General features: G+C 40.7%; 9 protein-coding genes. 8 read left to right on the forward strand and 1 reads right to left on the reverse strand.

What is annotated here, in order from left to right:
* Nucleotides 1-6: 6 nt before the first annotated feature.
* The 7 genes from R2R28_RS04255 (at nucleotide 7) to R2R28_RS04285 (ending at nucleotide 10,698) form a co-directional block, all read left to right on the forward strand.
* Nucleotides 7-1,527, forward strand: a complete 1,521-nt coding sequence (locus R2R28_RS04255; RefSeq protein WP_316824465.1) for a RagB/SusD family nutrient uptake outer membrane protein — start codon at nucleotides 7-9, stop codon at nucleotides 1,525-1,527.
* Nucleotides 1,528-1,552: 25 nt separating this feature from the next.
* Nucleotides 1,553-2,302 (forward strand): hypothetical protein, encoded by a 750-nt coding sequence (locus R2R28_RS04260; protein WP_316824466.1) that lies wholly within the window; start codon nucleotides 1,553-1,555, stop codon nucleotides 2,300-2,302.
* Between the two features lie 29 nt (nucleotides 2,303-2,331).
* Nucleotides 2,332-3,954, forward strand: coding sequence for a DUF5008 domain-containing protein (locus tag R2R28_RS04265; RefSeq protein ID WP_316824467.1), 1,623 nt, complete (start codon nucleotides 2,332-2,334; stop codon nucleotides 3,952-3,954).
* 31 nt (nucleotides 3,955-3,985) lie between these two features.
* On the forward strand, nucleotides 3,986-5,683 hold the full coding sequence (locus R2R28_RS04270) for a DUF4983 domain-containing protein (RefSeq protein WP_316824468.1): 1,698 nt from the start codon (nucleotides 3,986-3,988) through the stop codon (nucleotides 5,681-5,683).
* 31 nt (nucleotides 5,684-5,714) lie between these two features.
* Nucleotides 5,715-7,160 (forward strand): PA14 domain-containing protein, encoded by a 1,446-nt coding sequence (locus tag R2R28_RS04275; RefSeq protein WP_316824469.1) that lies wholly within the window; start codon nucleotides 5,715-5,717, stop codon nucleotides 7,158-7,160.
* Between the two features lie 12 nt (nucleotides 7,161-7,172).
* Entirely contained in the window at nucleotides 7,173-8,018 is an 846-nt protein-coding gene (locus R2R28_RS04280; RefSeq protein ID WP_316824470.1) for a PKD domain-containing protein, read from the forward strand.
* Nucleotides 8,019-8,223: 205 nt separating this feature from the next.
* Entirely contained in the window at nucleotides 8,224-10,698 is a 2,475-nt protein-coding gene (locus R2R28_RS04285; protein ID WP_316824471.1) for a glutaminase family protein, read from the forward strand.
* Nucleotides 10,699-11,551: 853 nt separating this feature from the next.
* Here the strand turns inward: R2R28_RS04285 and dinB are convergent.
* Nucleotides 11,552-12,652 carry a DNA polymerase IV gene (dinB, locus tag R2R28_RS04290; RefSeq protein ID WP_316824472.1) on the reverse strand — a complete coding sequence of 367 codons (1,101 nt, stop codon included), beginning with the start codon at nucleotides 12,650-12,652 and terminating at the stop codon, nucleotides 11,552-11,554.
* A gap of 66 nt (nucleotides 12,653-12,718) precedes the next feature.
* On the opposite strand from dinB, the gene R2R28_RS04295 reads away from it, so the two are divergent.
* Complete coding sequence (locus R2R28_RS04295) at nucleotides 12,719-13,072, forward strand: DUF6717 family protein (RefSeq protein ID WP_316824473.1); 354 nt, start codon at nucleotides 12,719-12,721, stop codon at nucleotides 13,070-13,072.
* Nucleotides 13,073-13,209 lie beyond the last annotated feature (137 nt).

A 13,209-nucleotide genomic window follows, 5' to 3' on the forward strand; every position in this document is an offset into this window, starting at 1 on the left:
ATTGTGATGAAAAAAGTAATTATTTATACGCTAATTCTGGCAGCAACTTTCTGTTTGCCTGCCTGCAAAAAGTTTTTGGATATTCAGCCTTTGGATAAATTAACGGGAAATAACTTCTTCAAATCCAAAGAAGATGTGGTGGCCAATATCTATAATTTATCCAGGATGGTTTTCGGTAAGTATAACGAAACACATTTTATCGGTGCAACCGGCGAATACCGCTCAGGAGAAGTGTTATACGAAAGCCAGTCAGACAACGCACCTTCACGCGAGTTTGTAGAGTACCTGGGCAAAAATAACCTCCTGTATTTAATTTCGAGGGGAAGACCATGGGATTATTATAATTTCGACAGGATTACCGATTGGACCGCATACTACCAAACCATACAGGGAGCCAATATTTTAATTGCCAAACTTGATGAAGGTATCCCCGGTATATCCGAAGCAGAAAAAAACTCCTTCAAAGCTGAAGCTGCATTTATCCGTGCTTTTAGCTATTTCACCATGGTTCGTTTATACGGTAACGTGGTATATTATACCGATCCTTTTCATTCGGCCGCACTGCCGAGAGAAAACTTTGTTTCTGTACTGAACAAATGTATAGCTGATCTTAAAACCTATAAAAACTCCATCGCCTGGACCTATACCGACCCCTCTTTAAGAGGTGTGCGTGCAGGCAGGGGCAGTATTGTGGCCTTAATGATGGAAATGAACATGTGGAATGCCGGTTTTGATCAGGGCAACGCCAAAAAGTATTATCAGGAAACTGCCGATTTAGGCCGCGAAATGATTGCAAGTAATGCCTTCAGGTTGTTGCCGATTAACGAGTGGGCAACGGTAGTAAAAGGACGTTCGGAAGAAAGTTTGTTTGAATTTTATCGCAGTATCAATTATGGTGATGCGAACTTAAATGTTGCGCCAATTGCCGATATGTTTTTGCATTACCCGTATAAACGCCCCGAATATACCCACCGCGTAAGTTTTGCTTATTACCGAGGGGAGTATATGCAGAAACTTTTTCAGGATGGAGGTGATAAACGCATCACCACCTGGTTTAATGAAGATATTTTTGCCGATAACGGAAAGTTTATGATGCTGAAGTTTGCACAAAACTCATTTTCTACCGGCGAAGAAGATGCCAACCCTGATAATACCTTTATGATTTTCAGATATGGAGGCGAAATTCTTTTGGCAGCAGAAGCGCTTGCCAATATAGATGAAGATACCGAAGCCATAAAACTGTTAAATATGGTCAGAAATCGTGCCGGTGCATCTCCTTATACGCCTTCAAACGGAAACCTTAAAGATTTTATTTTTTATGAGCGTTCAAGGGAGCTGATCGGCGAAGGGCATCATTATTTCGATCTGGTACGTACCAAAAGAATTTTAAGCAGCCAGTGGTCGTATAACCCGCTCACATCCGATAAGTTTAACCGGGGCGGATGGACCTGGCCATTAAATTCAAATGCACTAAATAACAATCCATACATGGTATTGAACGAATACTGGGTTAATGGTGGTAATTAATTTTATTAAGCGATCAAAGAAAGATATGAAAAAGCTAATGATGATATGCGCAGCCTGTTTACTCGTATTTAGTGCGTGTAAGCGTGATGAGTATTATATAGATGGTGGCAAAGCAAATCCCGATTACCCGGGTAATATGTACCAGTATTTACAGGCAAAAAAAGTTCCATTTGATAGTGTGGCCTTAATTATAAAACTGGCCGGTATGGACGAACAGTTTAGTAAAGAGGATTTTACCTTTTTTGCCTTTGATGATGAAGTAATTAAAAAAACCATCGGGGATATCCATACCAATGATTTTGGCCGGCAGCCAAGGGTTAATTCTTTAAACCAGATGCTTTATAGCGCAGGCAGGGATACCATTAAAACACTCGATCAGGTTAACCCGGCAATATGGCGGAAATATATCCAGCGTTATATGTTTAAGGGTATAAACAGGTTAAAAGATTATCCACAGATTGATTTAGGCCTGAAAAGTATTTACCCTGGTTCGCTGCATTACGATTACAATAATGACGTATCCAATATAGGGGTGATATTTAATGATGCGAATGGCGTAAAATACATCGGATACAGGCAATTGGTGCTTACTTATATTCCTGACATTTCTAAACCTAACGACAATTTGAATCCCAGCCTCATAGCATCATCAGATGTGAAGCCTGCCAACGGGCTTGTACATACCCTGCGTTACGATAGCAACTATCTGGGCTTCAGTATTTATGAAATTTTTAGTGATGTGTACAGCACCGGGTTATTACCAGGCAGTAAGTAATAAGAGGGAATTAATTGTAAAAAAACTGAATGATGAAAAGAATCATATACATGTTAAGCATATTTTTCTTATTTGCCTTGGTAATTCAGGGCTGTAAGAAAGAAGAAGAATTAGGCGAAGAGCCTTATGGAGTGGGAAAAGAACCACTTGGCGTCGGAATTAGTCAAACGTTATTGCCCGTTCCTTCAGAAGGTATTGTGGGCACAACAGTTGTGGTAAAAGCCACAGGCCTGATGCCTTATAAAGACCAGTTGACCTTTATGTTCAATGGGGAGAAAGCACAGGTGGTAAGTGTAACCGAAAGCGATATTACCGTAAAAGTGCCGGAGGCCGGAAGTACAGGTATTACCTCCATTGCCATTGGCGATCAGCTCATTTTGGGGCCTTCGTTTACCGTTACCGGAATTATCAAAAACGACATTACCTGGAAAGCAATTGCAGGCACAAATGGTTACGTAAACCAGTTTTACCAATTGGCCGATGGAAGGGCCCTGGTACTCGGTACTTTTAATAATTACGATAACAAAGGACTGATTGTACCGATTAACAGGATTGCCAGGACATCGCTGGACGGCGATTACGACCGTACTTTCAGAACAGGCAGGGGTGCAAATGGCGCACTTTCTACAGCGATTGAAGTTGGTGGCAGGTTAATTATATCTGGTGGTTTTAGCGGTTACAACCAACGTACTGAAAACATCAGTAACATTACCAGTTTATACCCGAACGGAGCCATCGATACCGTTAAAATACAAACCAAAAAGAGGCCTACCCTGACCGATACGGTTACCCAGAAATGGTTTCCTAAATTTAATGGAGGAACAAACGATTATATCAGGCGCATTTACCCGCAACAGGGCAAAATTTTGGCTACAGGTAATTTTAGGTACTATGTAAAACGCACTTACGATAAAGATAACTACGATTTTACCCGCGATACCGTTATTTTAGACAGTACCGATATCCGTCAGATTCTGAGGTTTAACCTCGATGGTTCTCTGGATAAAACCTATCGTTTTAATACTGCAACGAATAAAGGTAATGTGAGTGCCAATGGCCCTATTGATACCTACATGCATACCGATGCCCCAAATATGGAAAAACTGATGGTTTTCGGGAACTTTATCACTTTCGATGGTCAGCCGGCTGTACGTATTTTAAGATTAGCGGTTAATGGCACCGTAGATCCGGGTTTTAATCCCGGCAGTGGGGCAGATAACGGCATCAATTCTTTAACCTATAACGCCACCACCAGAAAATACCTGATTACCGGAATTTTTACCAAATATAATGGCAAACCTGCAAATGGTATAGCCTTAATTAACGAAGATGGAAGTTTAGACGAATCGTTCACTGCCAGATCTTTCGAAGGTGGTTACCCTACTTTTGCCCGTCAGCTTTCAGGAGGTCTGGTTGTAGTAAGCGGTTATTTCAGAAAATACAATAGTGTAACCAGAAATGGCTTTATGGTGCTTACTCCTGCCGGTTTACTGGCTCCGGGTTACAATGCCACAGGTCCTTTCTCAGGAGATTTAACCGATATAGTAGAAACAAAATCTGCAGATGGTAAAAAAGCCTTACTGCTGATCGGTGGTTTTTACCGTTTCGACAACCTGCCGGTAAACAACATTATTAGAGTAACCATTGAATAAGAAGCCCAACCAAAGATAAATTAAGATGAGCATGATGAAAAAATATAAGTTATTGATTGGCCTGATGGCCACAATAATTACAACGGCCATATTTTCTTGTAACAAGGATTTCGATAGAAAACTTACCGATAAAGATGGTACCGATACCACAAAAGTAAGGTACGGTAGCCGTAAGGTGTTATACCTTATTGTTGATGGCGCAAGAGGCCAATCAGTAGCTGCGGCTAATATTCCGAATATTAACGGCTTACTGCCACATGCTATTTACAGCTGGGTAGCCTTAAACGAACCCGATGCTACACAAAACCCAAATAACTGGGCCAACATGTTAACGGGGGTAAAAAAGGAGAAACATTTGGTAATGGATGATAACCTGAGCAATAACAACCTGCAAAATTACCCGATTATTTTTAAGCGGATAAAAGAAACCAGGCCACAAACCAAAATTGCCGCATACACCTCATCTGCCGTATTTAAATCATTAACCACTGGTGCTGATATCAGCGATCTGGTAGCTGGCGATGACCAGGTTAAAGCAGCGGTAATTAACCAGCTCAATACCGATACCGCATCAGTAGTGGTAGGCCATTTTACCGATGTGGATAAAGCAGGCATTACTTCTGGTTATGATAATTCATTCCCTGCCTATAAAGCCGCGATAGAAAAATTCGATGCCAGTGTTGGCGATATTTTAGCGGCATTAAAAAAGCGAAGTAACTTCATTAACGAAGATTGGTTGGTAATCATAGCTTCAAGCGATGGTGGTGCATTTACACTTCCGCCAAATGCCGATGATCAAACCATTTTTAGCAAACCCGCCCATAATGCTTTTATCGTATATTATAGCCCAACATATACCAAAAGAATTCTGGTAAAACCCTTTACCGGAAACAGGTACCTGGGTAAAACCGTAAAAATGCAGGGTACAGAAGTGCGGGCCGAAATTGCCGGCGAAGATGCAAACGCCTATAATATAGACGATACCACCAAAATGACCATTGAATTAAAGGTAAAAAAGAATACAGAACAGATTTTTTACCCAAGTGTTTTAGGTAAACGTAACGAATGGTCGAGTGGCCACCCGAGTGTAGGGTGGGTAATTTATTTAGAAGACCGTTACTGGTATTTTGAGTGGAGAGGTACCAAAGATGGCGATTACCGCCAATGCAGGGGTGCCGATTTAGTGAAGGGCAGATGGGAAACTCTTTCGGTAAAATTAGAAAAACGTGGCGATCAGCGGTTTATCCGCACCTATACCAATGGTAATTTTAACAACGAACTCGAAATTACGGGTTCAGGCTCTTTAGCCAATTCAAATGCACTAAAACTGGGCTTTTTAAACGGGCAGGGCCATGGCGAACCCGATTACTATGTTTCCGACATCAGGTTCTTTAAACTTCCGGTACCCGATGGCGTTATCGGCCAATATGCCTGCGAAACCTCTATCGATCAAAATCACCCTTCTTATAACTTCTTGGTGGGCTATTGGCCTGCAACTGATGGAAATGGCGATAAAATGGTAGATCTTTCTTCTCAGGCACACGATTTTAATCTTAAGGGGCCGTATACATGGGAAAATTTTAACGATTTAATTTGCCCGCCACCTACCGAGTTATTGGCCATGTTGGTTCCTCAAACAACTGATATACCCAGCCAAATGCTCAACTGGTTAAAAGTAGCAAATAAACAAATCTGGTCGCTTGATGGCAGGGTTTGGTTAGATCAATAATAAAAGTTTCGGATCATTTAAAATATCGAAAATGAAAAAAATTATATATTCAGTACTAATGGGGTTGGCCATTTTGGTTGGTGCCTATTCTTGTAAAGAATCGAAAGTTGAGGATCTCAAACTACCAGATGCTCCAACAACGAGTATTACCGGCGAAGGGATTGTGGTGGGCAATGTAACCATCGATAACCAGTTTGTAAGGGTACCTTTTAAAATTTCACTTAATGGTATGGCCGCAGAGGCTTTTCAGGTGGGCTTAACCTTAAATAACGATACGGTAACCCAGTTAATCACCAATGGCTCTTTAACCAATGCCGTACTGATGCCATCAGATGCAGTAGAATACCCAACGGTGATTAATGTAGCTTATGGAACCGATAATGCCGAAGGTATTGCCATTGTACGCAGGGCTACATTAGAGCGTTATCTTGGTAAAAAGGTCGTTTTCGCCCTCAAGCTGGCTTCTCCGGGTAAAGGCAATAAAATTGCCAATGGTAAATCGAACATTTTAGTGGTAATCAATACCGACGAATTGCTTAAACCTGCCGATGTTCATTACCTGAGCTGGCAGGCTGGTGGTACCTATAATGTAGTTTATCAGGGTAATTACATTATTGGTCCGGCTGGTATTACCATTCCATTGATTATTAGCTTGGCTAATACACCCACAACTGCATTTAACGTAAAAATTAAAGATAATATCGATACCATTGCTACTTTGGTTGCCAACGGGGGATTACCGGCCAATGCCATTCACCTGGGAGCCAAAGATTTTACCATTGATACATTGGTCAGGTTTAATACAGGTGCAAGCAGTGCCACGGTTCGTTTATCTATTCCATGGCCCGTATTCGATGCGAATATTATTGCAAATAAAAAGTTCGCTTTTGCATTGAGCCTAAAAGATAATACCAATCATGTCATCCATCCTACAAATGGAAAAATAATCGTAATTATCGATCCCAATATAAACCTGGATAACAATTCGCCAATTATCGGTAACGGAACCGGCTTGTTTGCCAGATATTATACCAATACCCAATTGGCGCCTGATGACGGACGTGCTCCTTTTTTTACCCGGGTTGACGAAACCATTGAATTTTCTGGTGATGGCTGGCCTGATGGAGTTAAAACTCCCGCTGGAGAAACATTAAGCAGGGATAACTTTGCCACAAGATGGACTGGTGAGTTTCTGGCACCGGTAAGGGGTGATTATATTTTCTATCAAACCAGTTGGGATGACGGAGCCAGATTATTTATCAACGGAAAAGCGATTATCGACGATTATACCACCCAATGGGATAAGCCGGAAAGAAATGCTACCATACATTTAGAACGGGGTATCAGGTATAAAATTGAGGTTCATCACCGCGAAAATGTGGGTGGTCAGCAGGCATATCTCCAGTACGAAGTTCCATCAGCTGGTATTACAGGTAAACGTGCAGTACCAAGAACACAATTATTCCCAACTCCTTAAACATAAATAGATATGAAAAGTAATATGAAAAGGTTATTGAGCATTTGCTCGCTTTTACTGCTTATCGTTGTGTTAACGGTAAAATGTAAAAAAGATAAAACCGAAGAAGTTATTCCGGTGGTTGAAGAACCAAAACCATTGGTTGCATTTGATTACACCATTCCAAACCCGGTAAAATTCCAGGAGGTTCAGTTTACAGCTGCCTTACAGAATTATAAAAGTTTGTTATGGCAGTTTGGCGATGACAGCACTTCGGTTGAGGTATCTCCAAAACATGTATACCGGTTTCCTGGCACCTATAGGGTAGTGCTTACCATCAGGAATGGCCAGGGGTATTTTGCAACAAAAGAGATTAATTTAAAAGTAGTCGATCCTAATTTCGATCCCACCAAATATGGTGAAAATTATATGGTAACCGTTGGAGGTACCTTTTCGGTAAACCTCGAAGCCGGGGCCGGAGCTGATTCTGCCGAAGGATCTAAAAAACTGGTCGATCAGGATGTGAATACCAAATTCCTGCAGGCAGGTTTCGATGGGACACAAAAATGTACTTTCGAACTTAAAACCCCACAGATAGTAGGCGCATATACTTTAACTTCGGGTAATGATGCGGCAGACCGCGATCCGAGGTATTGGATTTTGCAGGGATCGCTGGATGGTATTCAGTATACCGATTTGCATACCGTTACCGCTTGTCCGTGGGAGAATACAAATGACGGCCCAAGTAGAAAACAAACCAAACTTTTCCATTTTGATAATTACATTGCGTATAAATTCTACCGTCTTTATATTAAATCGAACAGGGGAAGCCGTGTGTTTCAACTTGGCGAATGGACAATCAATAAAAAACAACCCTAAATTATAGGCTCCACACCACTTGAAGAATACATGAGGCTTAAAACTTCATGTATTTTTTTTGAGGCCTCATGTTTAAATGTCATTTAGACAATTAAAAACCAAATTCTCTTGTCATAAATAATTATATTTTATACTTTAGTAAAACGTTTAACCCGCGTTAAATCTAACCAGAATATACTATCAGATTTCAATACACACACAAATTATGAACAAAACCAACACTTTAAAATTTTTAGGCATACTTGGCTGCATGTTAGTGGGCGGGTTGGTAAAAGCACAGGAGCGAAAAGCACCGGCTTATCCCTTAATTACACACAATACTTATTTCAGCATCTGGTCTACCACTGATCAACTAAATGAATCTTCTACCCAGCACTGGACAGGAGCAGACCATTCGCTTTTAGGAATGATTAATGTTGATGGTGGCATTTATCGCTTTTTAGGTAAAGAAACCATTACCTACAAAACTGTGGTACCTGCTTCTGATGAAAAACCTTTCGAGGTAAAATATACCGAAAGCGAACCACGGGGCGATTGGAAAGCCGAAAATTATAACGCCAGCAACTGGCAAACCGGTGTTGCACCAATTGGTGATGATGCTAAAAATGTAAAAACCCTTTGGAAATCGCACGATATCTGGGTAAGAAGAACCATTAACGTAGCCAATCCTGCCTCGATAAATGAGCTCTTCCTGAAAATCAACCATGATGATAATATCGAGGTTTACCTAAATGGTAAAAAAATCTATACCAAAGAGGGCTGGACAAACAGTTTCCAATACATTGCCTTAAGCAACAGCGATAAAAGTGCTTTAAAAGCTGGTAACAACGTAATCGCGATTCACTTAATTAACACTGCCGGCGGCCGTTTCCTTGATTTTGGCTTGGTTGATAAACTAAAAGATAATGCCGAAAAAGTACAACTGGCAAAACAAAAAAGTGTTGATGTTAATGCGACACAAACTATTTATAATTTTACCTGTGGTAAGGTTGACCTGAAATTAACCTTTACTTCGCCATTGTTAATGAACGATTTGGGCTTGTTTGCACGTCCGGTTTCTTATGTTTCCTATCAGGTAAAAGCCAACGACGGTAAAACGCACCAGGTAAAAGTTTATTTAAGTGCTTCATCTAACATTGCGGTTTACAGGCCAACGCAAGAAGTTGTAGCAACTAAATACTCAACACCAAAATTATCGGTATTAAAAACAGGAACAGTAGAACAGCCGGTTTTGCAAAAGGCGAGTGATGACATGCGTATTGACTGGGGTTACTTTTATGTAGCGGCACCAAAAACCAGCAATGCCATCCAATTTGTAACAGCCGAAAAAGATGCTGCTGATGCCTTTAGAAAAGGTAGTTCAGCTTCAACCATCAAACAAGGCAAAATGCTTGCGCTTAACACCGTTATTCCATTTGGTGCGGTAGGTAAAGCTGCTGTAGAGAAATATGTAGAACTGGGGTATGATGAAATTTATTCCGTTCAATATTTCAATAAAAATTTAAGGCCATGGTGGAACACTTCTGGTAAAGAAACCATCGAAAATCAACTCACTGCTGCGGCTGATGAGTACAAAACTGTAATTCAAAAATGTGAGACTTTTAATAAAAGCTTATATGCCGATGCCTTAAAATCAGGTGGTAAAGAATATGCAGATCTTTGCGTTTTAGGTTACCGCCAGAGTATTGCGGCGCACACTTTAGTTAAAAGTCAGCAAGGTGAAATTTTATGGTTATCAAAAGAGAACAATAGCGGTGGTTTCATTAATACCGTTGATGTAACTTATCCATCGGCACCACTTTACCTGATTTATAAGCCTGAATTACTACAGGGCATGTTAAATGGTATTTTCTATTTCAGTGAAAGTGGAAAATATCCACACCCATGGGCTGCACACGATTTAGGTACTTACCCACTGGCCAACGGACAAACCTATGGTGAGCCAATGCCTGTTGAAGAATCGGGTAATATGATTATTTTAACAGCGGCTATCGCAAAAGCACAAGGCAATGCCGAATATGCAAAAGCACATTGGAAAACATTAACCACCTGGGTAGATTATTTAACAAAAGAAGGTTTAGATCCGAAAACGCAGTTATGTACCGATGATTTTGCCGGTCACCTGGCCCGTAATGCCAATTTATCGGTAAAAGCCATTGTTGGTATTGCCTGTTATGCCCAAATGGCGAAAACATTGGGTTATGATGATGTAGCTAAAAAATACAGGGATATTGCGGAGAGCATGGTTCCAAAATGGATAGAAATGGCTGATGCCGGCGATCATTACGCCTTAACTTTTGATAATAAAGATACCTGGAGTCAGAAATATAATCTGGTTTGGGATAAAGTTTTAACCTTAAACCTGTTCCCTCAAAAAATATACGATACCGAAACCAAATATTACCTGACCAAACAAAACAGGTACGGTATTCCGTTAGACAGCAGAAAAGCCTATACCAAAAACGACTGGATTTTGTGGACGGCTACTTTTGCACCAACCCAAAAAGATTTTGAGGCTTTGGTTCATCCGGTATACAAACATGCCATCGAAACTGAATCGAGAGTACCTTTGAATGATTTTTATGATTCAAATACCGGTATCCGCGATAACTTTAAAGCCCGTAGTGTTGTTGGTGGTTTTTATATGAAAATGCTTGCCGATAAATTAAACAACAAATAAGATTTACCCCTTTAAATTAACAATCAAAGGTTCTGCATTAATTTGTAGGACCTTTTTTTATTCCCCTGGTTCCTCTCATTCCCCTCTTTCAGAGAGCCTGCTCCGGTTCAGTCCTATCTTGTGGACACATCTTTTTTAAATTTTTGTGGCGTTATGCTAGCTTGCTTTGAAATAACCCAGCCCAAACCGAAGAACTCCGTCAATCCCAAGTGGCGGAAGGATCAAAAAAAACAGTTTCACAATAAGACAACTTGCACTACCAAACCTGAAACGCAGTGGTTTTGTGAAAATATCACTCAAACTTTCATTGAGCAGAAACGAGCAAAACAATTGCCGCTGTTTTTTTGATGAGCGTGGGATGGTGAGAAGCCACATTGCCGGATTGACAAAGCGCTTTGGGTAATTGGCGTCCCAAAATGCGCAGCATTCTTGAACACCATTAAAAACAACATTAACTGTGAAAAACTACCTTGCCCCCGCGGCATAGCGCGGGAAAAGAATCTTTATAATTAATTGTGTCCACACGATAGGGTTCAGTCGGAGGGTATCCGCAGGACGGGGTGTTTTGTTCCTGCCATGGTGCGTATCTTCATGCACCATCAGCCAGGTCCAGCGAATTTTAAACAAATTATTTTTCGAAAATGCCTTATAGGGTTAAAGAGCTACAATAGTTATTACTTACGATAAAACGTCCTTTTGACTGCAGTGGAGAAATCTATGAAAGTGATTTAAATAAAATTCATGGATTTCTCCACTACGCTGCCGAAGAAAAATCGGCACACTCCAGTCGAAATGACGATATTTCTAGTCTTCAATCTATAGCCATAATACCTGTTTCCACGTACCATTAACACTAAAACTCAAATTCCAATTGATTATTTTCTGTTTTTTCGATTTCAACATCCTCGTAAAACCGCGATAACGTAATGCCTAAAAGCCTTACCTGGCTTAATCCAATCGCAGCTTCTTCCAAAAGTTTTATCGCTTCCGCATAAATTACCTCAGCTTTATTAATGGAAGTAGCAAAAGAGCGGCTCCGGGTAATGATCTTAAAATCGGCAAATTTGATTTTTAAAGTCACGGTTTTTCCGAGCAATTGATGTTTTTCTAACCGGTTCGCCACAATTTCACTAATCTGTTTCAGCAGGTCGTGCATCACCGAATCCTCATTGGTATCTTCTGCAAAAGTATCTTCTGCGCCAACCGATTTCGCTTCGCGGTTCGCCCTCACTGGCCGGTCATCAATACCCCGTACAATTTTATAATAAAACAATCCCGATTTCCCGAACTGTGCAACAAGTTGTGCTTCCGTTAATTTTTTCAGATCAGCCCCTGTATTAATCTGCATGGCCTTCATTTTGGCTGCTGTAACCTTGCCCACACCAAAAAACTTCTCCACCGGAAGTTTTTCCATAAAGGCCTTAATTTTAGACGGACCAATAAATGTTAAACCATCAGGTTTGTTCATATCCGAAGCAACTTTGGCTACAAATTTATTGGTAGATACCCCAGCCGATGCCGTTAAATTCAGCTCGTTTTTGATCGCATCTTTAATCGATTGAGCAATATCAATAGCCGAACCTATCCCCAGTTTGTCTTCTGTTACATCAAGATAGGCTTCATCCAACGATAATGGCTCGATAAGATCAGTATAGCGGCTAAAAATCTCCCTAATCGCTTTAGATGCTGTTGTGTAAGCGTCGAAACGCGGATACACAAAAATGGCCGATGGACAAAGCTGGTAGGCCTTACTCGAGGGCATCGCCGAACGGATTCCGTATTGACGGGCTTCATAACTTGCTGTTGATACCACTCCACGGCTATCAGGCTTACCACCAACCACAAGTGGCTTTCCACGATATTCCGGAAAATCGCGTTGCTCAACCGACGCATAAAAAGCATCCATATCAATATGGATAATCTTTCTTAAAGCTATTGTGTTTTCGTGAGACATTGGGAATAGCTAAATTTCGCTATTTTTTTTAGTAATATTGAACAAGAATTTTTTTCTTTACAAAATATGGAAAGAGCAATCCGCTTTTATAAAAATGCAAAACACGAATGGTACGCCGATATCCCCGAATGGGGTGGTGCTATTGAAGACCTGCAAATGGTAGAGGGTGCCGACGATTTACTGAATTGGATTGCCACAAACGATAGTGAATGTAAACTGTTAATGGCTGATGAACAGATGCAAAATGCCGAAATTTTAGACCTGGTTTATGTACGTGAAGAAAATTTAGGTGGGGGCGGCGATTATGTCTTAGAAAAATTTAGGGGCAAACTGATCAACCATAAACTTTGGCTTTGTAACGTAACCGAGTTTGTTTTTAAACAATTGCCCGAGCGGATTTATTTTAGAGAAGTTGAGTAATTTCTCTCGCGCTCATCATTTCGAGCGGAGTGTAACGCAGTCGGGATGACGATTTTTCTCGGTGATTGGTAAAAACAGCGCATGGCTGTACCATTAAGTTATGACCATTAAGGCTAATCAAACTTAATGGTCTCAAG

Source organism: Pedobacter miscanthi (genome assembly GCF_032678605.1).
In the GTDB taxonomy this organism is placed as follows: Bacteria; Bacteroidota; Bacteroidia; order Sphingobacteriales; family Sphingobacteriaceae; genus Pedobacter; species Pedobacter miscanthi_A.

Coding starts and splice junctions, on each gene's coding strand:
- R2R28_RS04255 (WP_316824465.1), top strand. CDS start 7: ATGAAAAAAGTAATTATTTATACGCTAATTCTGGCAGCAACTTTCTGT.
- R2R28_RS04260 (WP_316824466.1), top strand. CDS start 1,553: ATGAAAAAGCTAATGATGATATGCGCAGCCTGTTTACTCGTATTTAGT.
- R2R28_RS04265 (WP_316824467.1), top strand. CDS start 2,332: ATGATGAAAAGAATCATATACATGTTAAGCATATTTTTCTTATTTGCC.
- R2R28_RS04270 (WP_316824468.1), top strand. CDS start 3,986: ATGATGAAAAAATATAAGTTATTGATTGGCCTGATGGCCACAATAATT.
- R2R28_RS04275 (WP_316824469.1), top strand. CDS start 5,715: ATGAAAAAAATTATATATTCAGTACTAATGGGGTTGGCCATTTTGGTT.
- R2R28_RS04280 (WP_316824470.1), top strand. CDS start 7,173: ATGAAAAGTAATATGAAAAGGTTATTGAGCATTTGCTCGCTTTTACTG.
- R2R28_RS04285 (WP_316824471.1), top strand. CDS start 8,224: ATGAACAAAACCAACACTTTAAAATTTTTAGGCATACTTGGCTGCATG.
- dinB (WP_316824472.1), bottom strand. CDS start 12,652: ATGTCTCACGAAAACACAATAGCTTTAAGAAAGATTATCCATATTGAT.
- R2R28_RS04295 (WP_316824473.1), top strand. CDS start 12,719: ATGGAAAGAGCAATCCGCTTTTATAAAAATGCAAAACACGAATGGTAC.